At 68.6% G+C, this 22,462-nt stretch carries 19 protein-coding genes; 3 read left to right on the top strand and 16 right to left on the bottom strand.

Features of this window, described 5'->3' with window-relative positions; all coding sequences use genetic code 11:
* Entirely contained in the window at positions 1-1,083 is a 1,083-nt protein-coding gene (locus QN206_06075) for a Zn-dependent alcohol dehydrogenase (GenBank protein MDR7614376.1), read from the top strand.
* A 3-nt stretch (positions 1,084-1,086) separates the two neighbouring features.
* Here QN206_06075 and QN206_06070 read toward each other — a convergent pair whose 3' ends face one another.
* The 14 genes from QN206_06070 to QN206_06005 form a co-directional block, all read right to left on the bottom strand.
* Positions 1,087-1,839, bottom strand: a complete 753-nt coding sequence (locus QN206_06070) for an ATP-binding cassette domain-containing protein (protein ID MDR7614375.1) — start codon at positions 1,837-1,839, stop codon at positions 1,087-1,089.
* A gap of 53 nt (positions 1,840-1,892) precedes the next feature.
* On the bottom strand, positions 1,893-2,846 hold the full coding sequence (locus QN206_06065; GenBank protein ID MDR7614374.1) for a sugar-binding protein: 954 nt from the start codon (positions 2,844-2,846) through the stop codon (positions 1,893-1,895).
* 64 nt (positions 2,847-2,910) lie between these two features.
* Positions 2,911-3,909: an ABC transporter permease gene (locus tag QN206_06060; protein ID MDR7614373.1), complete on the bottom strand. Its 999-nt coding sequence runs from the start codon at positions 3,907-3,909 to the stop codon at positions 2,911-2,913.
* A gap of 1 nt (position 3,910) precedes the next feature.
* A complete protein-coding gene (locus QN206_06055; GenBank protein ID MDR7614372.1) occupies positions 3,911-4,657 on the bottom strand; it encodes an ATP-binding cassette domain-containing protein in 747 nt (248 codons plus the stop codon).
* On the bottom strand, positions 4,654-5,640 hold the full coding sequence (locus tag QN206_06050) for a sugar-binding protein (protein ID MDR7614371.1): 987 nt from the start codon (positions 5,638-5,640) through the stop codon (positions 4,654-4,656). The genes QN206_06055 and QN206_06050 overlap by 4 nt, the downstream gene beginning before the upstream one ends.
* Before the next feature lie 14 nt (positions 5,641-5,654).
* Positions 5,655-6,659 (bottom strand): ABC transporter permease, encoded by a 1,005-nt coding sequence (locus QN206_06045; GenBank protein MDR7614370.1) that lies wholly within the window; start codon positions 6,657-6,659, stop codon positions 5,655-5,657.
* An 8-nt stretch (positions 6,660-6,667) separates the two neighbouring features.
* On the bottom strand, positions 6,668-8,176 hold the full coding sequence (gene xylB / locus QN206_06040; protein ID MDR7614369.1) for a xylulokinase: 1,509 nt from the start codon (positions 8,174-8,176) through the stop codon (positions 6,668-6,670).
* A complete protein-coding gene (locus QN206_06035) occupies positions 8,173-9,321 on the bottom strand; it encodes a TIM barrel protein (protein ID MDR7614368.1) in 1,149 nt (382 codons plus the stop codon). Before QN206_06035 ends, xylB begins: the two co-directional genes overlap by 4 nt.
* Positions 9,322-9,341: 20 nt before the next feature.
* Positions 9,342-10,271, bottom strand: coding sequence for a carbohydrate kinase family protein (locus QN206_06030; protein MDR7614367.1), 930 nt, complete (start codon positions 10,269-10,271; stop codon positions 9,342-9,344).
* An 11-nt stretch (positions 10,272-10,282) separates the two neighbouring features.
* Complete coding sequence (locus QN206_06025) at positions 10,283-11,113, bottom strand: carbohydrate ABC transporter permease (protein MDR7614366.1); 831 nt, start codon at positions 11,111-11,113, stop codon at positions 10,283-10,285.
* A gap of 32 nt (positions 11,114-11,145) precedes the next feature.
* Entirely contained in the window at positions 11,146-12,009 is an 864-nt protein-coding gene (locus tag QN206_06020; protein ID MDR7614365.1) for a sugar ABC transporter permease, read from the bottom strand.
* Positions 12,010-12,018: 9 nt separating this feature from the next.
* On the bottom strand, positions 12,019-13,572 hold the full coding sequence (locus QN206_06015) for an extracellular solute-binding protein (protein ID MDR7614364.1): 1,554 nt from the start codon (positions 13,570-13,572) through the stop codon (positions 12,019-12,021).
* A gap of 63 nt (positions 13,573-13,635) precedes the next feature.
* Entirely contained in the window at positions 13,636-14,766 is a 1,131-nt protein-coding gene (locus QN206_06010; GenBank protein MDR7614363.1) for a hypothetical protein, read from the bottom strand.
* Positions 14,767-14,770: 4 nt separating this feature from the next.
* Positions 14,771-15,763, bottom strand: coding sequence for a LacI family DNA-binding transcriptional regulator (locus QN206_06005; GenBank protein MDR7614362.1), 993 nt, complete (start codon positions 15,761-15,763; stop codon positions 14,771-14,773).
* A gap of 118 nt (positions 15,764-15,881) precedes the next feature.
* Here QN206_06005 and miaB point away from each other — a divergent pair, with 118 nt between their 5' ends.
* Entirely contained in the window at positions 15,882-17,216 is a 1,335-nt protein-coding gene (gene miaB, locus QN206_06000) for a tRNA (N6-isopentenyl adenosine(37)-C2)-methylthiotransferase MiaB (GenBank protein MDR7614361.1), read from the top strand.
* Positions 17,217-17,237: 21 nt separating this feature from the next.
* Here the strand turns inward: miaB and mutL are convergent, their stop codons facing one another.
* A complete protein-coding gene (gene mutL / locus QN206_05995; protein MDR7614360.1) occupies positions 17,238-18,896 on the bottom strand; it encodes a DNA mismatch repair endonuclease MutL in 1,659 nt (552 codons plus the stop codon).
* Entirely contained in the window at positions 18,874-21,447 is a 2,574-nt protein-coding gene (gene mutS, locus QN206_05990; GenBank protein ID MDR7614359.1) for a DNA mismatch repair protein MutS, read from the bottom strand. Before mutS ends, mutL begins: the two co-directional genes overlap by 23 nt.
* 71 nt (positions 21,448-21,518) lie before the next feature.
* On the opposite strand from mutS, the gene miaA reads away from it, so the two are divergent.
* Complete coding sequence (gene miaA / locus QN206_05985; protein MDR7614358.1) at positions 21,519-22,457, top strand: tRNA (adenosine(37)-N6)-dimethylallyltransferase MiaA; 939 nt, start codon at positions 21,519-21,521, stop codon at positions 22,455-22,457.
* The last annotated feature ends 5 nt before the right edge of the window (positions 22,458-22,462 follow it).

Here is a 22,462-nt window from a genome sequence, read left to right as displayed (position 1 = left end):
ATGAGGGCAGCGGTCCTGCAGGAGTACAAGAAGCCCCTGGTGATTCAGGAGGTGGAGGTGGACGAGCCGGGCCCCCGGGAGATTCTGGTGCGCACCATGGCCGCGGGGGTTTGTCACAGCGACCTCCACATCGCGGAGGGGGATGCTCCCTGGCCCGTCCCCGTGGTGTTGGGGCACGAAGCCGCGGGGGTGGTGGAGAAGGTGGGGAGTTTGGTGACCCGGGTGAAGCCCGGGGACCACGTGGTGGTCTGCGTCACCCCCTTCTGCGGGCAGTGCGAGAAGTGCCTCACGGGACACATGAACCTGTGCCAGAGCCCCCTCACGAGACGGGGGCCGGGGGATCCTCCGCGTCTGCGGCGGAATGGGCAGCCCATGGGGCAGTTCGCGGGCATCGGGGCCTTCGCGGAGCAGATGTTGGTGCATGAGAACGCGGCGGTGGCGATCCCTGAGGACGTGCCGTTCGAGGTGGCGGCGCTCGTGAGCTGCGGGGTGCTGACCGGCGTGGGGGCGGTGTTTAACAGGGCCAAGGTGCAGCCGGGCAGCACCGTGGCGGTCTTCGGCGTGGGCGGCGTGGGGACCGCGGTGCTCCAAGGAGCCTACCTCGCGGGAGCGCGGCGCATCATCGCGGTGGACATCGTGCCGCAGAAGTTGGAGATGGCCAAGCGGTTCGGGGCCACGGATGTGGTCAACGCCTCGGAGGTGGATCCCGTGGAGGCCATCCTGCAGTTGACGGGAGAGGGCGTGGACTACTCCTTCGCGGTGGTGGGGTCCGCGAAGGTGTACCGCCAGTGCGTGGACTGCCTGGCCCCCCTGGGCACCGCCACGGTGATCGGGTTGATCCCTCCCGGAGAGCGGCTCGAGCTGAATCCCCGGCAGATCCTTTGGGAGCGTGCCATTCAGGGGTGCATCATGGGATCCAACCGGTTCCCCGTGGACATCCCGCGGTACCTGGAGCTGTACCGGCAGGGGCGGTTGAAGCTGGACGAGATGGTGAGTCGGAAGGCGGGGTTGGAGCACGTGAACGAGAGCTTCGAGTGGATGCGCAAGGGGGAGGTGATCCGCACCGTCCTCACCTTCCCGTGAGCGCTAGCCTTTCCGCTCGCGGGCTGCGGGTGGCCGATCCCCCGCGATGATGAGCTCCAGGAGCTCCTCCTCGGTGGTCTCCGTCACCCGCCGGACCCCGACGTTGCGTCCCTGTTTGAGGACCATGACCCGGTCCCCGATCTGGAGGATTTCCTGCAGACGGTGGCTGATGAAGATGCAGGACACCCCTTGATCCCGGAGGACGCGGATCAGGGCCAGCACCTGGTGGGTGGCGGCGGGGGAGAGGTTCGCGGTGGGCTCGTCCAGGATCAGGACCTTGGGGTTGAAGGAGAGGGCACGGGCGATGGCCACGCTCTGCCGCTGTCCACCGGAGAGGGTGACCACCGCGCTCCGGACAGGGAGTTCCGCGATGCCGAGCCGTTCCAAAACGCGCTGGGCCTCCTGGTCCATGCGGGAGCGGTCCACGAGCAGTCCTCGACGGGGCCATCGTCCCAACCAGATGTTCTGGGAGACATCCAGGTTCTCGCACAGGGCAAGGTCCTGGTAGACCATTTCGATTCCTAGGGCCCGGGCGTCCGCGGGCGTGGTGAAGCGTACCCGGCGCCCCTCGAACAGGATCTCCCCTTCGTCCGGCTGGTAGGCGCCGGAGAGGACCTTCATGAGGGTGGATTTTCCGGCGGCGTTGTCCCCCACAAGGCCCAGGACCTCCCCCGGGTACAGGACGAGATCCACCCCGCGCAGCGCCTCCACGGCCCCGAACCGCTTTCGGATGCCTCGCATCTCCACGAGCTGCATCGGTCTCCCGCCCGCGGGAAGGAAAAGGGGGGCCGCACAGGCCCCCCTCCCGCTCACTTCAGGAACCTGTCCACGTTCTCCTTGGTCACCAGGTCCACACCGGTGTTGTAAAAGGTGCGGGCGGGCTTCCGCTTGCGCACCACGATGTCGTAGAGGAGCTCCATGCTCCGCACGCCCATCTGGTAAGGGCGCTGGCCCACCAACCCGTGCACATACCCTTCCTTGAGGAGCCGCAGCTCCGGCTCCAGGGTATCGAAGGAGACGATCACGAACTTCCCTGCCTTGATGTCCGTCTCCTTCTTCTTGACCGCGTTCTTGTAGGCTTCCGGCGCGAACAGGGGCCATCCACCCACCATGACGATGGCGGTCAGATCCGGATTCGCGGTGATCATCTGCTCCACCAGCTGCACGGCCCGGTTGATGTCGTCGTTGCTGGGGAAGGGAGATCCCCGGACCTCCCGGTAGTTCGCGCCCCGGACCACGCTCTTGAAGCCCTTGATCCGCGCGTTGAGGTTCTGGGCGCCCAGTCCCCCGGTGATGATCCCGTACACGGCTCCCTGGGGCGCGAACCGCAGGAACAGCTTCCCCAGCTCGCGGCCCGCGGCTTCGTTGTCCGTGCCCACAAAGGCCAGCCGTCCGCTCTCCGGAGCCGCATCGGAGTCGAAGGTGATGACGGGGATGCCGCTTCCCATGGCCTTCCGGATCACGGGGACCACGCTCTTTGCGTCCACGGGCGAGATGGACATACCGTCCACCTTTCGGCTCACCAGCCCCTCCAGGACCTGGATCTGGGGGGCGATCTCCGTGCGCTCCGGCCCCGTGTACTCGCACACCACCCCCAGACGTTTGGCGGCGTCCATGCATCCGTCCCGTGCCTGGTTGAAGAAGGGGTTGTTGATGGCCTTGGGGACCAGGGCGAAGGTGGGCCGGCGCGCTTGCCCCGCGAGGGAAGCGGAGGCCAACACGAGGCCCATCACGAGGCCCAAGGCGAGTCTTACCCGATACATGTTCTCACCTCCAAGGTGGAATGAGGGTCCTGCCCGCGGTTTGCTCCGTGCACATCACCTCCTTTCATACAGACGCGAGCCGTACCCGCAGTCGGTCCACGAGCACGGCGGCGATGATGGTGGTTCCGATCACCACCTGCTGCCAGAAGGCGGGGACTCCCACGATGACCATGGCGTTCTGCAGGACGCCGATGAGGGCGGCGCCGATCAACAGGCCCAGGATGGAGCCACGTCCGCCCTGCAGGCTCACCCCTCCGATCACCACCGCGGCGATCACGCTGAGCTCCATCCCCTGTCCCAGGGTGGCATCCCCCACGGAGAGACGGGCCGCGAGGAGGATGCCGGTGAGGGCCGCAAGTCCCCCGCTCGTCACGTATGCCACGAACCGCACCCGGTCCACGGGAATCCCGGCAAGGCGGGCCGCCTCCGCATTCCCTCCCACCGCGTACAGGTCGTAGCCGTAAGGCGTACGGGTGGTGAGAAACCATCCCAGGAGGACCACGGCCACCATGTAGATCACGGGCGCGGGAACTGGACCCACGAATCCCGCGCCCAGGGACACGAACAGGTCCGCCTGCGGACCGAGTTCGGTGATGGGGAAGCCCCGGGTGATGACCAGGGCCAGCCCCCCCGCGATGGAGAGCATGCCCAGGGTGGGGATCAGGGGAGTCATGCGGGCCTGGGTGACCAGTAGGCCGTTCACGGCGCCGGCCAGGAGTCCGGCCGACACGCCTGCTCCCAGGGCGGGCGGGAGTCCGTACCCCAGGCTCAGGAGCTTCGTGGTGACCACACCCCCCAGGCTCATCACGGATCCCACGGAGAGGTCGATGCCGCCTCCGCCGCTCAGGATCACCATGGCCTCGCCCACCCCCGCGGCCGCGATGAAGGCGAAGTTTCGGGCGATCTGGAAGAGGTTGTCCGGCTGCAGGAAGCGGGGGGCGAGAGTCCCGACCACGGCCATGAGGAGGCCCAGCACCGCCAGCATGGCAAGCTCATACGAGACCTCTACCCGTTGTGGCCCTCGGGCCGGAGAGGCCGCGACCCCATCCGTCTTCTGCGCCACCTTAGGCCGCCTCCACCCCCATCATCATCCGCACGATCTCCTCCTCCGTGGTCTGCGCGGTTTGCCGCTCCCCCACCTTCAGGCCCCGGCGCAGGACCACGATCCGGTCACACACCGCGAAGATGTCCGGCATGCTGTGGCTGATGAGGAGTACGCTCTTGCCCTCATCCCTTAAACGGCGCACCAGGTCCAGCACCCGGGATCGCTCCCGCACCCCAAGGGCCGCGGTGGGCTCGTCCATGATGACGATGCGGGCCTCCCAGTACACCGCCCGGCTGATGGCCACGGCCTGACGCTGTCCGCCGGACAGGTGCCGCACCAGGGTCCGCACGGAGGGGAGCTGGATCTCCAGCCGCTGGAGGACCTGGGTCGAGGCCGTCTCCATCTGACGGCGAGCGAGGATCCGGAGCACCCCCCAGCCGTATCCCGGCTCCCGGCCCAAGAAGATGTTCCCCGCCACGTCCAGATTCTCCGCGAGGGCGAGATCCTGATAGATGGTCTCGATGCCCGCGGCCCGGGCCTCCCGGGGGCTCGTGAACCGTACGGGCCGACCCTCGAGCTCGATGCTCCCCGCGTCCGGTGGGTAGACTCCCGAGAGGATCTTGATGAGGGTGGATTTTCCCGCCCCGTTGTCCCCCACCAATCCCAGGACCTCCCCCGGGTACAGGTCCACATCCACGTCCTGCAGGGCCTGGACGGCCCCAAACCGCTTGCTGATCCCTCGGGCTCGGAGGAGCGGCCCCCTCATGGCTTCCACGTGTGGGGGATCCCCAGCTCATCCAGCTTCTTGGCGTACGCGGCGAGCGTGGCCCGGGTCACCACGTCCACACCCGTATCCACGATGCGGCTGGGAGGGACCCGGTAGAGGCGTAGGGCACGCTCCACCCCCTCCCGGGCCATGAGGGTCAGGAGTTCCACGCTCCGGTAGCCCTGGAAGTACTCCCGCTGAGCCACGAGCACGTGGATGGCGCCTTCCTTGAGCAGGGCGATGTGTTCATCCGTGGCGTCGAAGGCGACGATCTTCAGTTTCCCGGCCACCTTCGCCTCCTTGGCCGCGCGGGCCCATGCGGGGCCGTTGTAGGCGTACACCCCGTATGCCCCCGCGAGGTCCGGGTGAGCCCGCAGGGTGGCAGCCGCGAGGCTCACCGCGGTGGCCGCGTCCTCTTTGTCGTTGTTCGTGGCCACGATGCGGATCGGACTCCCCTGGATGGCCTGCTTAAATCCCTCGATGCGCTGCAGGGAGTTGAGGGCGGTGAGGCTTCCGGTCCCGATGGCCACCTTCCCGCCCTGGGGCAAAAGCTTGCGCATCTCCTGTCCCGCGATCCGCCCGGCCGCCAGGTTGTCCGTGCCGATGTAGGCGAGGCGAGCGCTTTCCGGCGCATCGGTGTCCAGGGTGATCACCGGAATCCCGGCGTCCCGTCCCTTCTTGATGGTGGGCCCGAGCGCCTTGGGATCCGAGGGCGCGACGGCGATGCCGGACACCTTCTGGGCGATGTAGGTCTCCATGGTGCTGATCTGGGCGGCCACGTCCTCCTTCTGGGGCACGAAGAAGACCGCTTGGACCCCCAGCTTCTGCGCCGCGGCCTTTACCCCTCGCTCCACGTTGGCCCAGTACGGGTGCACGGACTTCCCAATCACGACCACCCGGATGGTGGGTGCCGGGATGCCTGCGGAGGCCACCAGGCCCACCGCCAGCCCCACCGCGAGAAATTTGAGCCACGTGCGCTTCATGCCGATCACCTCCCTCAGAGTCGTATTTCCTTGCGCTTGCGGAGGATGTCTACGGCAACAGCCGCCACGAGGATCAATCCGAGCACGATGTCCTGGTAGTACGCGGAGACGTCGACGAGGATCATTCCGTTCACGACCACGGCCATGATCGCCCCGCCCAACAGCGCTCCCAGGATCGTCCCCTCCCCGCCAAAGAGGCTCGTCCCGCCGATCACGGTGGCCGCGATCGCCCAGAGCTCATAGGCCCCACCTACGTTCGGGTTGCCTTGCCCGAGCCTCGCGGCAACCACCACCCCCGTGATCCCCGCGATCACGCTGCAGGCCGCGTAGGCGAAGATCCGCACCCCATCCACGTTGATGCCCGCTGCACGGGCGGCTTGGAGGTTTCCGCCCACCGCGTACATGTGGCGACCGAGGACCGTGCGGTGGAGGATCACACCGCACACTCCCGCCACCGTGAGGAGGACGACGAAGGGCATCGGAATCCCGAAGAGGTCCCCCTGTCCCAGGGCGAGGTAGGGCGTGTCCGGCAGAGCGATGATGAACCCTTTCGTCATGAGGGAGGAAAGGCCCCGGGCCCACATCAGGGTGCCCAGCGTGATGATGAAGGCCGGTACTCCCAGCTTCGTCACGAACAGCCCGTGCCAGAGCCCGACCAGGCAGGAGAGGGTGAGGATCACGAGGATCGCCACAAGCCAGTGCACGTTCCACGTCACCATGAGGTAGGCGGCGACCATGTTCGTGAGGGCGACCATCGAACCGACCGAGAGGTCGATGCCCCCCGTGACGATCACGAGCGTTTCGCCGACACCCAGGAGCGTGTAGCGCGGCATGTCCCGCAGGATGATGTTCAAGTTGGAGGTGGAGAGGAACGTGGGGTTCCGCCAGGTGAAGAAGAGGACGAGGGCCCCGAGAGCCAACAGGATGTTGAGCTCCCGGAATCGCACGGCGAGGGCGGGTCGTCCCACCCGGCCCAGTGGCCTCGCCCGCTCTACCCCCAGCGATTCCCCTCTCGACACGCCTGCCCCTAGGAGAGTCGGCTCAGCCTGTGCATTGCATCTCGCAACCGGGGATAGAGTTCGACGTACACCCGGTACAGTTCCTCGTACCGTTCCCGGCCGGGGCCCGGTGCAGTGCGCTCCACGACCCGGACCGCCCGGTCACACGCCGCCTCCACGGAGGGGAACGCACCCGCCCCGACAGCGGCCAGGAGGGCCGCCCCATAGGCAGCCCCTTCGGTGACCTCCACGGTCACGAGTTCGGTCCCGAACACGTCGGCGAGGATCTGCCGCCACAGGGCACTGCGGGCCCCTCCGCCGGAGACCCGGACCTGGGTGGGCGCAAGTCCCATCGTCCGGAGGATCTCCAGGGAATCGCGCAGCCCAAACGCCACGCCTTCCAGGACCGACCGCACGAAGTGGGCCCGGCGGTGGCGGAGCGTGAGGCCCACGAAGGCTCCCCGGGCGAACGGATCCGCGTGCGGCGTCCGCTCCCCTGAGAGGTAGGGGAGGAAGAGGAGGCCTTCGCTCCCGGGCGGCACCTCCGCGGCCTCCTCCGTCATGAGGGCGTAGGGGTCGCCCCCTGCGCGGTGCCAATCCGGGATGCCGAGGCCTTCCCGCAGCCATCGGAGGGATCCCCCGGCCGCCAGCATCACGCCCATCACGTGCCACTTGCCCGGCACGGCGTGGCAGAAGGTGTGGGTGCGGCCGAGAGGGTCCACCTGTACCGCGTCGAGGTGGGCGAACACGACCCCGGATGTCCCGATGGTGACCGAGAGAAGCCCACTCCGCACGATCCCGGCTCCGACCGCCTGGGCTGCCTGATCTCCGGCCCCCGCCACCACCGGGACGCCGGCCCGAAGCCCCGTGAGCCCCGCAGCCGCTTCGGAGACCCGGCCCACCACCTCCGGTGACTCGAAGACGTCCGGGAGCCAAGATCGGGGGATCTCAAGGGCGGAGAGCATCTCATCCGACCACCGGCGTCCGCGCACGTCGAACAGCGACGTCCCGGACGCATCCGCGACGTCGGTGGCGAGTGTGCCCGTGAGCCGGTACCGGACGTAGTCCTTCGGGAGGAGAACATGGGCGATGCGGCGGTAGACCTGAGGCTCGTGCCGGCGCACCCAACAGATCTTGGGTGCCGTAAACCCGGTGAGGACGGGGTTACCGGTGAGCTCGAGAACGCGCTGTGGACCCACCCGCTCCGTGATCCACGCGACCTCCTCGGCCGTGCGCTGGTCGTTCCAGAGGATCGCCGGCCGCAGGACCTCGCCCTTCGGATCGAGGGCCACGAGGCCGTGCATCTGACCGGTGAGCCCCACCCCGTCGACCTGCACGTCTTGGGCCGCGAGGACCGCCCGGATGCTCAGCACCGTGGCCTCCCACCACGCCTGCGGCTCCTGCTCGGACCAGCCCGGTCGGGGGACCGAGAGGGGGTAGTCGTGGGTGGCCGAGGCGAGGACCCGACCCTGCCCATCCACCAGCACCGCCTTGGCGCCGGTGGTCCCCACGTCGATCCCCAGGAACGCGCCCCTCACCGCGCAAGCTCCCACAAAGGCGGGAGGGCATCCGGAGTCCGGGCCCGCTGCCGGATCAGGTAGGCTTCCAGCCATCCGCGTGCCCGGTCCGGGTGCTCGATGGCCCAGACGATCCGCTCGTGGTCCAGGTGGTTGACCCGGTCGGCGGCCGCCCGGAGGGCATCGATGGAGTTCTTGATCGCGACCTCCGGCGGCATCCGCTCGGGATTGATGTCGATCCCGAAGTGTTCTTCGTACCCGTGCATCTTCAAAGCGTACAGGGCCGCCTCCGTCTGCTCCGGCGAGACGACACCCACGTTCAGGTCCTGATCGTAGTTCCCGAGGGGCTGGCTGTTCCAGTGGGTGTGCGCGAGGCGACCCTCCTCGCAGGCGAGGCTCAGGGAGTAGGCGAGGTCCTCGTACCCCATGAGCATGTGCCCGGTCTCGGGGTTGAGCCCGACCAGGGCGTGGCCTTCCTGAAGGAGGCGGCGGTTGTCGGGATTCGTCAGCATCGCCTCCACCCGGTGGGCCAGAAGGAGCCCTTCGGCTGTGGTCCCGAACAGGATGCGACCTCGCGGTTCATAGGGCTTGGGCTCGAACGCGATCCGGACGCTGGGGACCGCGTCCATCGCTTCCGCGAGCCCTTCTGCGAACCGTGCGCGGAGGTCCGTGAAGTTCTGCCCGAAGGGGTTCTCGTACCCGTCGATCCCGGGCCACACGATGGTCACGTCCGTCCCGAGTTCCCGGCTCAGCTCCAGCGTGCGGATTGTCCGCTGGATTGCCCTCCGTCGGGCCTCCGGGATCGGAGAGGAGAGGGATCCGAACTCGAACTCGCGGTCATAGAAGATCCCCGGCGCCAGCGCCACGAGACGGATGCCCGTGTCGCGGATGAAGCTCTTCCAGAGGTCCAGGTTGTCCTCGTTCACCTCGGCCGGGTAGTGGGCTTCGACCCCGACCACGCCGTACTCCTTCAGGGAGGTCACCAGGTCCAACCGTGCGCGGATGTCCCGGTCGGGCTGGTACTTGTCGTGGAACCGGCTCGCAAACGGCGACAGGTACCAGACCCCGACGGAGAACTTTGGCTCCAGCACGAAGCTCTGCAGGTGGCGCACGAGCTCTTCCCCCGAACGCCGCACCCTTTGCCCGCGCAGATCCCGTAACGGCATCCTCTCCCCTCCTTCCCCCTTCAATTTCGAACCCGCGCCCGGCGTAGGAAATCCACGGTTTCCTCGAAGCTTCGCACGCCCGTCGTCCCTCCCACCGCGGTCACGCAGAGGGCTCCCACCGCGTTCGCGAACCGGGTAACCTCCTCCCAGCTCCAGCCCCGAAGCCAGGCGGCCAGGAATCCGCCGCAGAAGGCGTCTCCCGCGCCCGTGGTGTCCACCACGGGGACGTCGAATGCGGGAACCCACCCCTGCCAGCTGCCCGCGTCCACGTACGCTCCCCGTTCGCCCAGCTTCACCGCCACCACGCCCACTCCTCGCTCCCGCAATGCGGCCGCGGCGCGTTGGGGATCCCGGGTCCCCGCCAGCTGTGCCACCTCGTCCTGATTGGCGAACAGGACGTCCAGGTGCGCTAGACAGGGCGCCAGGTCCTCCATCCATCGGCCCCGGGCGTCCCAGGCCACGTCCAGGCTCGTACGACATCCATGGGCTCTTGCGCGCGCCAGAAGCCGAGCCGCGGGGGGTCCGTCCATGCCGGGGAGCACGAAGTATCCGCCCAGGTGCAGGATCCTTGCCGCGGAGAGGAGGTGATCGGGGACGTCTTCCGGGACGAGGCGGGCGTTGGCGCCGACGAAGTGGAGGAAGGACCGTTCTCCGCCGGGGGCCACCGCCACCACGGTGATGGAGGTTCCGATCGCGGGATCCTCCACCACGTGTGGCTCTACCCCATGGTGCCGGAGCCGCTCGATGAGGTAGCCGCCGAAGACGTCCGCGCCCACCCGGCCCACCGCGGCGGTGGGGACCCCCAACTTCGCCAGGGTGATGGCCGTGGTGTGGGCGAGGCCCCCGCTTTGCAGCTCGATGGATTCCACCAACCGAAGGCGTCCCAGCTCCGGCCAGGCGTCCACGGTCCGGACGATCACGTCGGCCACCATGATCCCCACGCTCAGCACTTGCGGCATCGTTAGTGCAGCGCGCCCAGGGTGAGGCCCCGCACCACGTACCGCTGGACGGCGAACGCCAGGAGTACGGGGGGCAGGAGGGCCAGCAGCACCCGGACGGACACGAACCAGAACTGAATCCCCTGGCTCATCTTGGCCCCCGCGATCAGGAGGGGAATGGTGGTGGCCCGCTCGAACGTGAGGGTGAGGGCGTAGATGAACTCGTTCCAGGAGAACGCGAAGGCCAGGATTCCCGTGGAGACCAGTGCAGGGGCTGCGAGGGGCAGCACCACGTGCACGAGGGCGCGTAGCCGGCTGGCCCCGTCCACCAGGGCGGCCTCCTCCAGCTCCACGGGAAGGCTCAGGAAGGTGTCACGCATGAGCAGGGTGGCGAGCGGCAGGTTCATGGTGGTATGCGCGAGGATGAGGGCGAGAGGCGTGTCCAGGAGGCCCAGCCGCTGCATGAACAGGAAGAAGGGGATGACGACCACCGCGGGGGGCAGGATGACCTGCGAGAGGAACCAGGTGGCGATGTCGTGATTGCGAAGGGGACCGACGTAAAACGGAAAGCGGGCCAGGGCGTAACCCGCCATGCTCCCGAGCAGGAGCGCCAGGGAGGCGCTCGCTGCGGCGACGAGCAAGCTGTTCTGGAGATCCCGGAGGATGTCCCGCCCCGCCAGTCGGAACTGGTCCTGCCAGTTGGCCAGGGTGGGGATGAACTGCACGAAGGGGAGGAGGGTGGGGCGGAAGGTCTCCGTGGGCTCCTTGAGGGAGGTGATCCCGGCCCAGTAGAGGGGGAACAGGACCCAAATCAGGACGGCCAGGAGCAGCGCTCCCAGCGCCGCCCGCTCCATCCGGCGCGTCAGTCCACGGGCCGGGCGAACGGCTAGAGACGTTCGTACAGATGCCGCACGCGAAGCACCAGACCGATGCATGTCAGGGACACCAGGACGAGAAAGATATACGACAGGGAGGAGGCGTACCCGAGATTGAAGAACTCCAGGCCCTGTCGGTGGATGTAAAGGGCCAGGACCTCCGTGGAGATCCCCGGCCCCCCTCCGGTGAGTCCGAACGCGAGGTCGAAGACCTTCACGGAATAGATAAGCTTGAACAGCAGGGCGGTGACGATCACCGGCGTCAGCAGGGGAAGCAAAACGTGTCGGAAAAGAGCCCACCGCCCCGCACCGTCCACGATCGCCGCCTCGATGGGTTCCTGCGGGACGCCCGCGAGGCCCGCCAGGAACACGAGGAAGGCGAAAGGCGTCCACTGCCAGATGTCCAGGAGCACCACGGACCCCAGGGCGGTGGTGGGGTCCGAGAGCCAGTGGACTTTGCCGGCCCCCACGGCCCGAACGAGATGCGCGATGGGCCCGTCCTCCTCGTGGAAGAGCATCATGCCCAGGAAGGCGAGGGCGATGGGAGAGGTAAACAGGGGTGCCACCACGACCGCCCGCAGAAGGCGAATCCCCCGCATGGGCCGGTGGAAGAGCAGGGCGAGCGCGAACCCCAACAGGAGCTCTGCGGCGACCGTCGCCCCCACGAAGAGACCCGTGACCCGGAGCGCGTTGTGCGTCCGGGGGTCCTGCACAGCCCGCACGTAGTTTGCCAACCCTGCCCAGGTGGGCGGAGACGTCAGGTTCCAGTTCTGGAAAGAGAGGAGCAGGGAAAAGACGAGGGGGTAGACGGTGAAGGTCAAGATCCACCCCACCGCGGGCAGGAGCAGTGCCCACTTGACCCCCTCATCCCGCACGGTTCCCCCCTAGCGCGGCCGGTACCGGGGCGCGGGCCTGCCGTAGCCGATGGACTCCTGGTACGCGCGCCGTAGCTTCTCCCGGCCCAGCTTGTTCACGATCTCCGTCCACTCCCGAGCCACCGCATCCAGGGCCTGCTTGGGCGTCTCCCGTCCCACCAGGGCCTGGCTGATGTGCAGGTCGAGGCTGTTGATCATCTCCGGAGCGCCCGGGATGCGGAGGTACTCCTGCCAGGCATCCATCTGGTAGTAGTTCTGCCAGTAGGCCCGCAGCCAGTCCAGGGCGTCCTGCCGGTCGAACCCCTGCTGGAGGTAGGCCTGGATGGATCCCGTGCCCTGGCCGTTGCTCACCTCCGGCGGGAAGTCGTAGATCTTCCCGGGATCCACGCCGCCCCAGCCGAAGGTGGTGATCTGGAAGAGTCGGGACCGCTCCGCCATGTACGCGAACAGGTGGTAAATGGTCTCCTTGTTCCGGCTGAGGGAGCTGATCAGCCCGTGCCAGGAGCATCCCAGGAGGTTGCCGACCCGGTTGAGCCTCTGGACCCACCGGCCGGTCCGTCGGTCGTAATACTCCGTGCTGGCCGGCATGGGGCCTGCGGTGAGCTTGCCCTTGATCCGGGAGCGGTCGGGGTTCTTGGCGAGGGAGCCGATGTCGCCCGGGCTGTAGGTCAGGGCCGCATTGCCCTTCAGGAACGGATCCCAGGACTCCACGAGGTCCCATCCCAGCTGGGCCCGGGGGCCGTTCTTCGTGAGCCGGATGTAGTCCTCCAGGGCCTTCACGTGTCCCGGGGAGTTGATGAGGGGCTCCATGGTGCGGGGGTTAAAGAAGAACACGTTGTGGTACTCGTCCACGGTGGGGCCCGGAACCACCACGTAGGGAGCCGCGAAGGCCAGGTAGAAGAAGAACCCCTGGGCACTCACCTTGAGGGGGAGGACGATGCCGAAGTCGGCTCGCCCGTCCCCGTTCCAGTCGCGGTTGTTGAAGAACTCGCTCACGTCCAGGAGCTCCTTGATGGTTTGCGGCAGCCGCAGCTCATACCCGTACTTGGCCCGGAACGCAGCCTTCTCCTTGGGATCGTTGAGAAGGTCCCGTCGGCCGTAGAGCACCCAGGCGTCCGCGTCGTAGTTGGCTCCGTACTGCCGCCCGCCCCACCGGTACAGCTGCCGGATGGGAGGACCCATGTCGTTGGGGTCCCACCGGGGGAACCGCGGATCCCGGATCCACGGATCCACCGGCACGATCCAGTTGTTGGTCACCAGGTCCCCGTAGATGGTGGCGCAGGGCACGAATCCGTCGAACCGTCCCGCCCGGGTGATGAGGTCCGTCTTGATCTTCGTGGGAAGCTGATCGAAGGGAATCTCCACGATGTTCAATTTGGCTCCCGTGCGTTGCTCCCACGCGGAGCGGAAATAATAGAAGGGGCCAGAGATGGCTCCTCGGGTGCCTCCTGCGAATACCCCCAGCGTAACGGTACGGCCCGCGAAGGGCCGGGCCGCGGCGAACGCCACGCCCACCACGGAGAGGAGCACCATACCCAGCACGCCCCATCGTACCACCTTCATGTGATTCACCCCCTCGCAGACTCTGTGTTCTCGGTGCTTGAGGGCGCTTGGAGTTCTGCGTTCTCACCCCCTTCGTCCGTAGGTCTGTGGATCGGGCCCGAACAGCTTGAACACCTCCAGGGTCTCCTCTGCCTCGAAGAGATGCGGACGGCATGCCGCTTCCGCGGTCACGAACCACTCCGTTCCCGGGCGGAGGGGATATCCCAGGAGCCGGCCCTGCCCGCGCCACACGAAGAGGGCATACGGTGCCTGCTCTACGCTCTCGAACCGCTTCCGGACCACCAACCGCTTGCCGCTGAACTTCCGGAGCCTTGGGGGGAAGATCCACGCCTCCTCCCCGCCCCGGGCGTGGGTGATCCCCTCCGGAGCGAGGCGATTCCGCTCCAGCAGGTCCGGTGCGCACGCGGCCTCGAAGTCCAATCGCCTCAGAGCCTCCTCCAGGTGCGGGAAGCCGGGATGGATCTGTTCGGGCCTCAGGGGGGTTCCGCCCGCGGTGGTCTCCAGCAGGGTATACACGTCCGAGGGCTGCTGGATCTCCAGGGTGAGGGCGGTCCCCGGGCGGTGGGGGACGCCGGCCGGCACGAAGAACCCTTCCCCGATCCGCTGATGCACCACCGGGGAGAGCTCCAGGGTCCGCTCCCGGCCTTGGTGGATGGCCTGGAGCAGGGTGCGGAGCGTGACCCCGGGGTAAAGGCCCACGTGGGTGTAGGGGACCGGGCCTTTGGGGGCGTCGAGGAAGTAGTACGCCTCGTCTTTGCCGAACCGGTGGCCGAACCGGGCCGGGTCCTGCCAGACGTCCTCGTCCCGGGCATGGAAATGGAACGCGATGGGCTCTCCGGGGTCGAGCAGCTTCGTAAGGACCGGGAAGTCGGGTCCGTACGCGGCGAAGTGGCGGGGTCCCAGGATCCGCTCCCCGCGCAGACGGAGCGCCTGTGGCCAGCTGAGCGGTGTCCGGAACGCCAGGAAGCTGATCCCCTCGTCCGGTACGGGGGAGGGGTTGGTGGCCGGAACGCAGGAGGCGATCCAGCGTTCGGGCTTCCAAAAACGCCGGCGCGGATGGAGGGCTCCCCCCGTCCGGGTCCTCAACCCCAGGCGCCCCCCGTCCGGGTAAAACCGGCGCACATACGTGGGCCGAAGCGGCAGGATGCCGCGGTCAAGCCAGCGGTCCAGACTGGCGAGCGCGGCGTTGGACATCCGGTTAGCCCTCACACCCGCACGAGCGTCGGATCACGAGGTCCGCGCGGAGCACCTCCAGCCGCGGCTCCCGGGTTCCTCCCTCCCGCAGGCGATCCAGCAGGCACCGGGCCCCGGTGGCCCCCAGCTCGTACATGGGCTGGACCACGGTGGTCACCGGTGGCTCCGCCACGGACATCCACTCGACGTCGTCGAACCCCACCAGGGCACAGTCCTGCGGGACCCGGAGGCCGAGCTCCCGGGCCGCCCGCAGGACCGCCAGCACCATGGTGTTGTTGGCCGCGAAGACCCCGTCGGGTCTCCGCCGGAGTAGGTCCCGGGCGGCCTCCTGGGCGTGTTCCAGGGAGAGCCGGGAGAGCACCACCAGCCCCGTAGGCCGCAACCCCGCTTCCTGGAGAGCCCCCCGGTAGCCGGCCAGGCGTTCCTCCCCCGTGGAAAGCCCCGCGCGGAATCCCAGGAGTCCGATCCGTCGGCGCCCGTGGGACACCAGGTGCCGTACCGCTTCCCGGGCGGCCTCCTCGTTGTTCACCACCACCGCATCCGCGTAGAGGGGCCGGGGACGGACGTCCACGAACACCACCTGGAGGCCCTGGCGCCGCAGGGCCTCCAGGTGGCTCCGGGGGATCACGTGGGTGAGGATCACCCCCTCCGCCCGGCGGCCTACCAGGGTGCTGAGGTAACGCTGGATCTTCTGGGGCCTCCGGTCGGTGTTCCCCAAGATCACCGTGTACCCGTGCTCCCGGGCCACGTCCTCCACCCCACGCACGAGGGCGGTGTAGAAGGGGTTGCGGATGTCGGAGACCAGCAGGGCGAGGGTGTGGGTGCGGCGCGTCTTCAACCCCCGGGCCAGGGCGTTGGGGTGGTAGTCCAGGGTCTGGATGGCCCGCTCTACCCGGTGGCGCAGAGCCGGGCTCACGAACGCGCTGTTGTTGATCACCGCGGAGACCGTGGCCGGGGAGACCCCGGCAAGCCGCGCCACGTCCTTGATGGTGGCCATGGTGAAACGGTTCGCTAAACGTTTCAGAACTCCTCCTGGCGGGGCTCGGTTTCTCCGGATGCCCTCGATCCGCTCCCCCGGGGCCGTGTAAGATTTCTTCGGGAGCGGAGGAGGATCCATGACGAGGCGCTACCACATCATCACGTACGGGTGCCAGATGAACGTCCGGGACTCGGAGACCATGGCGGGGCTGCTGGAGCAGATGGGGTACGCCCCCGCGGAGCGGCCCGAGGAGGCGGACGTGATCCTGGTGAACACCTGCACCGTCCGGGAGAACGCGGACGAGCGGGCGTACGGACGGCTGGGGGAGCTCAGAAGGCTCAAGCAGCGCCGACCCGGGGTGATCCTGGGGGTGGCGGGGTGCCTCGTGCAGAAGGACCGAGAGGAGGTGCTGCGCCGGGCGCCCCACGTGGACCTGGTGTTCGGCGTGCACAACCTGCACCGGCTCCCGGAGCTGTTGCGCCAGGCGCAGGAGGGGTGCCAGCCCGTCTACGAGGTCTGGGACCGGTTCCCCAAGGATGAGCCTCTCCCCCTCCTCCCCGCGGCGCGATCCCGGGGAATCCGGGCGTTCGTGAACATCATCCACGGGTGCAACAAGTTCTGCACCTTCTGCATCGTGCCCTTCGTGCGGGGACGGGAACGCAGCGTGCCCCCGGAGGCGGTGCTCCGGGAGGTCGAGCAACTCGCAGAGCAAGGGTACAAGGAGATCACCCTCCTGGGCCAGAACGTGGATTCTTACGGCCACGACCTCCGGCCCCGCACGGACCTGGCGGACCTCCTGCACCTCGTCCATGATGTCCCGGGGATCGAGCGGATCCGGTTCACCACCAGCCACCCCCGGGACATGACGGAGAAGCTCATCCGGACCGTGGCGGAACTTCCTAAGGTGTGCGAGCACTTCCACCTCCCGGTGCAGTCCGGGGACGACGAGATCCTCCGCCGCATGCACCGCACCTACACCGTGGCGGACTACCTGCGCCTCGTGGACCTCGTCCGATCCTACATCCCGGAAGCCAGCATTACCACGGACCTCATCGTGGGCTTTCCGGGCGAGACCGAGGAGCAGTTCGAGAACACCCTGAGGCTCGTGGAGACCGTCCAGTTTGACGCCTGCAACACCGCCATGTACTCCCCCCGTCCCGGGACCAAGGCCGCCACGTTCCCGGACCAGGTGGATGAGGAGACTAAGCACCGGCGCCTGCAGGTTTTGAATCGGCTCGCGGAACGCACGGCGTACGCCCGCAACCGCCGGCTGTTGGGGAGCACGCAGGAGGTGCTGGTGGAAGCACCGGGAAGGCAGACCGGGGTGGTGGGCCGCACCCGGACCAACAAGGTGGTGACCCTGGAGGGAACGCCGGACCTCGTCGGCCGCACCGTCCCGGTGCGGATCACGGAAGTCGGATCCTGGGTCCTGCGCGGGGAGCGGGTGGGGGAGGCCCTGCCGGTGGGGTAGATCCGGAGGGCACATCAAGACCTAGCGGCGCAAGAACCATCCCTCCAGCCGCTCCCGCGGCACCACCACCAGGGTGGGCCGGCCGTGGAAGCAGGTGTAGGGATCCCGGCACCGCAGGAGGTCCGCCACCAGGGCCTCCATCTCCGCCTGGGTGAGCGCCTCCCCCGCCCGCACCGCACTGTGGCAGGCCACCGCGATCCGCATCCGGTCCACGGCGTCCTCCACGGAGCGGATCCGGGGGCCCTCCAGGAGGTCTTTGAGGCAGGCCCGGAGGAGGTCCGCGGCGGCATTCCGGGCAACCGCGGGGACGGCCCGCACCAGATAGGTGTTTCTGCCGAAGGGCTCCAGGAGAAACCCCGCTTCCCGGAGCCCTTCGGAGAGTTCTTCTGCCAGCTGCGCCTCCCCGCTGCTGAGCTCCACGGACAGCGGGACCGCCAAGATCTGGGCTGCCCCTCCCGGCTCCATCCGCCGCTGCAGCCGCTCGTACAGCACCCGCTCGTGCGCCGCATGCTGGTCGATGAGCACCAGGCCTTCCCCGGACTCCGCCGCGATGTACGTCCGCAGGACCTGTCCCAGAACCCGGAGGGAGGAGGGCACCGGCCGCGCCCGGCGGGGTTCCGGGGTCCAGGGCACCGCGGGCTCCCGGACGGGAAGGCTTCCCGGTTGGGTCTCCGTACGGGGTCCTTCGGGGATGCGGGTCAGGGGACGGGAACGATAGGCCTCCCGCACCGCGGCTTCCACGGCCCGGAAGACCCGGTCCTCCTCGGCGAATCGCACCTCCAGCTTGCGGGGGTGCACGTTGGGGTCCACGGCGAGCGGGGGCAGGAAGACGAACACCGCGCACACTGGGTGGTGCCCCGTGGGGATCAGGGTATGCGCGCCCTGCTCCACCGCCCGGGCCACGAGCGCGCTGTGCACGGGCCGGCGGTTTACGTAGAAGTGCTGTCCCGTGCGGCTGCGCCGGGCGATCTCCGGGGAACCCACGAATCCGGCCACCCGCACCTCCCGGGGCAGTTCGGGGATGGGGATGAGCCGATCGCTGGGCACCCGAAGCACCCGGGCAGCCCGCTCCAGGGGGTCGGAAGCCGGGCACCACAGGACCTCCTCGCCGTCCCGGATCACGCGGAAGGCCACCTCCGGGTGCGCCAGGGCGTGCCGCTCCACCGCCTCCAGGCAGAGGGCGGCCTCGCGGGAGACGGATCTCAGGAAGTTCCGACGGGCCGGGGTGTTGTAGAACAGACGGCGCACGGTAACCACGGTCCCTCGTCCGGAGCCCACCTCCTCCACGCCCACGATCCTTCCCGCCTCCGTCCGTACCCGGGTGCCCCGGATTCCGTCGGAGGTCACGAGTTCCAGGTGGGACACCGCGGCGATGCTGGGAAGGGCCTCCCCCCGAAACCCCAGGGTGACGATACGGTGCAGGTCGTCGGGGGAGGTGATCTTGCTGGTGGCGAACCGCCGGAGGGCAAGCACCGCATCCTGGGGGTCCATGCCCTCTCCGTCGTCCGTCACCCGGATGAGCCGGAACCCGCCCTCCTCGATCTCCACCGTGATCGTCCGGGCACCCGCGTCCAGGGCGTTCTCCACCAGTTCCTTCACCGCGGAGGCAGGGCGTTCCACCACCTCGCCCGCGGCGATGCGGTCCGCCAGCCACTGCTCAAGGACCTGGATCTTCCCCATGGAAGATGGAGGCCTGCCGGGCGATGGCGCGACGCCGGAGCCGCGGGCGTTTCCCCCTCTCTGCCCCCCCGTCCCGTCCCGCGGGGATCTGGTCTGGGGAGGGAGATTGGAGTGCAAGGGTCGTCTGGACCGCCTCCACCCGCTGTTCCAGCCCCGGCGAGATGCGGTTGCGCCCACCGGCCCCTTCCAGGCGCGCCAGGATCTCCTCCGCCCGGGCCACCACCTCCCGCGGGAGGCCCGCAAGCCGCGCCACGTGGATGCCGTAGGAGCGGTCCGAAGCCCCTTCCGCCACCCGGTGGAGGAACACGATGCGGTCGTGTTCCTCCCGGACCATCACGTTCAGGTTGAACACCCCCGGGAGTCGCTCCGCGAGCTCCGTCAGCTCGTGGTAGTGGGTGGCGAACAGGACCCGGGCTTTCCGGTGTTTCCACAGGTATTCCACCACCGCCCACGCGATGCTGAGCCCGTCGTAGGTGGCGGTCCCCCGACCCACCTCGTCCAGCAGCACCAGGCTGTGGCAAGTGGCATTGTGCAGGAGGTTCGCTACCTCCTGCATCTCCACGAGGAACGTGCTGCGGCCGGAGGCGATGTCGTCCGCGGCTCCGATGCGGGTGAAGATCCGGTCCACCACTCCCACGCGGGCATATTCAGCGGGCACGAAGCTGCCCATCTGGGCCAGGATCACGATGAGGGCCACCTGGCGCAGGTAAGTAGATTTCCCCGCGAAGTTGGGGCCCGTCACGATGGCGATCCGCCGGTTCGCGTCCATCCGGAGGTCGTTGGGCACGAACCGCTCCTCCCGCAGGGCACGCTCCACTACGGGATGCCGGCCCGCCCGGATCTCCAGCACGGGCTCCGGCACCACCTCGGGCCGGGTGTATCCGTACAGCTCCGCCACTTCCGCGAAGGTGGAGAGCACGTCCAGGGTGGCCATGGCCCGGGCGGTCCGCAGGAGGGTGGGGCCGGAGCGGGCCACCTCTTCCCGCAGCCTGCAGAAGAGCTCGAACTCCCGCTCCGCCATCCGCTCCTGGGCGTTGAGGATCAGGGCCTCGTGCTCCTTCATCTCCGGAGTCACGTAGCGCTCCGCGCCGACCAGGGTCTGCCGCCGCTCGTAGTGGGGAGGGATGCGGTCCCGATGTGCCCGGCCGATCTCGATGTAGTACCCGAACACCCGGTTGTACCCCACCTTCAAGGACTTGATCCCCGTGCGTTCTCGCTCCCGGGCCTCGAGATTCCGGATCCAGTCCTGCGCCTCCCGTACCGACCGGCGGAGGGCGTCCAGCTCCGGATCGTATCCGTCCCGGATGAGTCCTCCCTCCCGTAGGGTGGCGGGCGGGTCCGGCACCAGGGCCTGCTCGATGCGCTCCGCGAGTTCGTGATGCGGATCCAGATCCTCCCGAATCGCCCGTACCAGGCGGCTCCGGAGATCTGTCAGCAGTTCCCGCAAGACGGCCACCTGCCGCAGGGTGCGGCCGAGGGCCACCAGGTCCCGGGGGGTCGCAGACCCATGCCCGCATCTTCCCACCAGCCGTTCCAGGTCCGCGCACGTCCCCAGGACCTCCCGGATCCGGGACCGGACGGGCGAGCGCAGCAGGTCCGCCGTGGCGTCCAGGCGCTCCCCGATGCGGTCGGGGTCCCGGAGGGGAGCCGTGATCCACTGGCGCAGCAGCCGGCCACCCATAGGGGTCCGCGTCCGGTCGAGGACCCCCAGGAGGGTAGCCTGCCGGTTCCGGGCCCACAGGGGGTCCAAGAGCTCCAGGCTCCGGATGGCGCCCGGGTCCAGGAAGAGGGTCTCCCCGCGAAGATCAACCTGCAGCCGGTGGAGGTGCCGGAGCTCGCTGCGCTGGGTCTCCCGGAGGTACTGCACCAGGGCACCGGCCGCGCAGGTGGCCACGGGAACCTCCGCACACCCGAAGCCTTCCAATCCCTGCACCTGGAACTGCTCGCACAGGGCCTGCCGGGCGATCTCGGGGTCGAACCGCCACGCGGGATACGGGGTGAGGGCACAGGCGGATTCGGAGAAGGGCGGGAGGCTTTCGCCCTCGGGGTACAGCAGCTCCCGGATCTCCCTCCGGACCACCTCTTCCCAGATCCCTTCCGCGCCCGGCAGCTCGAGGATCCTGAACTCCCCGGTCAGTAGATCCGCGAAGGCGAGCCCCCATCGCCCCATCCGGTGCAACACCGCCCCCACATACACGTTGGCCCGGGGCGGAAGGAGGCCCTCCTCGGTGACGGTGCCTGGGGTAACGACCCGCACCACCTCCCGCCGCACCAGCCCGCGGGCTTTTCTGGGGTCCTCCACCTGCTCGCAGATGGCCACCCGGAATCCCGCCTCCACGAGCCGGGCGAGATAGCTTTCCAGGGCGTGGTGCGGGATCCCGCACATGGGGACGCGCCGTCCCTTCGCCACGGGCCGGGAGGTCAGGACGAGGTCCAGCGCGCGGCTTGCGACCACCGCGTCCTCTCCGAACAGCTCGTAGAAATCCCCGAGCCGGAACAACAGCAGGGTCCCGGGATAGGCCCGGCGCAGGGCCTCGTACTGGCGCATCATGGGGGTGTCCATACCGATGAGGTGTTCGATCCATGCCCGGGCCTCTCCTTCCGTGGGCTAAAATGGAGGCGATGCGGTTGCCCATCCTGGCCATTGTGGGCCCCACCGCGGTGGGGAAGACGGAGGTCGCGGTGCGGGTGGCAGAGCGGATCGGGGGAGAGATCGTCTGCGCGGACTCCCGCACCGTGTACCGGGGCATGGACATCGGAACCGCAAAGCCCACGTGGGAGATGCGGTCCCGGGTCCCCCACCACCTCCTGGACGTGGCGGATCCCCATGAGGTGTTCACGGTGCAGCTTTTCCAGCGGCTGGCCCGGGAGGCCATAGCCCAGATCCGGGCCCGGGGCCGGGTGCCGCTTCTGGTGGGAGGGACCGGGCTTTACATCCGGGCGGTGCTGGACGGGCTGCGGATCCCTCCCGTTCCCCCGGACTGGGAACTGCGCCAACAGCTGGAAGAGGAGGAGCGCCGCCACCCCGGGGTGCTCCATGCGCGGCTGAGGGAGGTGGATCCGGAAAGTGCCGCCCGGATCCATCCCACGAACCTCCGGCGCCTCGTCCGTGCCCTGGAGATCTGGCACCACCTGGGCGTGCCGCCCAGCCGGGTGCAGGCCCGGGGACCGGAGGAACCCTCCCTGCGGGTGGGCCTCACCATGGATCGCCGCGTGCTCGATGCCCGGATCGACCGCCGCATCGACGAGCAGCTGCAAGCGGGGTTCGTGGAGGAGGTGCGCAGACTGCTGGAAGAGGACGTGCCTCCCTCCGCGCCCGCCCTCCAGTCCCTGGGCTACCGGGAGATCGCGGCGTACCTGCGCGGGGAGCTGAGCTGGACGGAGGCGATCCGGCGGTGGCGCCGCAACACCCGCCGCTATGCCCGCCGCCAGCTCATCTGGTTCCGGGCGGAAGCCCGCATCCGGTGGCTGGACGTCACGGCCCTCCGGCCGGAGGAAGCCGCGGAGCGCATCGTCGAATGGTTCCTTGTGGAGGCGAGGGAAGGACTCGCCATCCGGTGACGCGG

The organism is Armatimonadota bacterium (assembly GCA_031460175.1).
GTDB classification, from domain to species: Bacteria; Sysuimicrobiota; Sysuimicrobiia; order Sysuimicrobiales; family Sysuimicrobiaceae; genus Sysuimicrobium; species Sysuimicrobium tengchongense.
The sequence above is the reverse complement of the archived record's forward strand: the minus strand, read 5'-3'. Positions and strand labels throughout refer to the sequence as shown.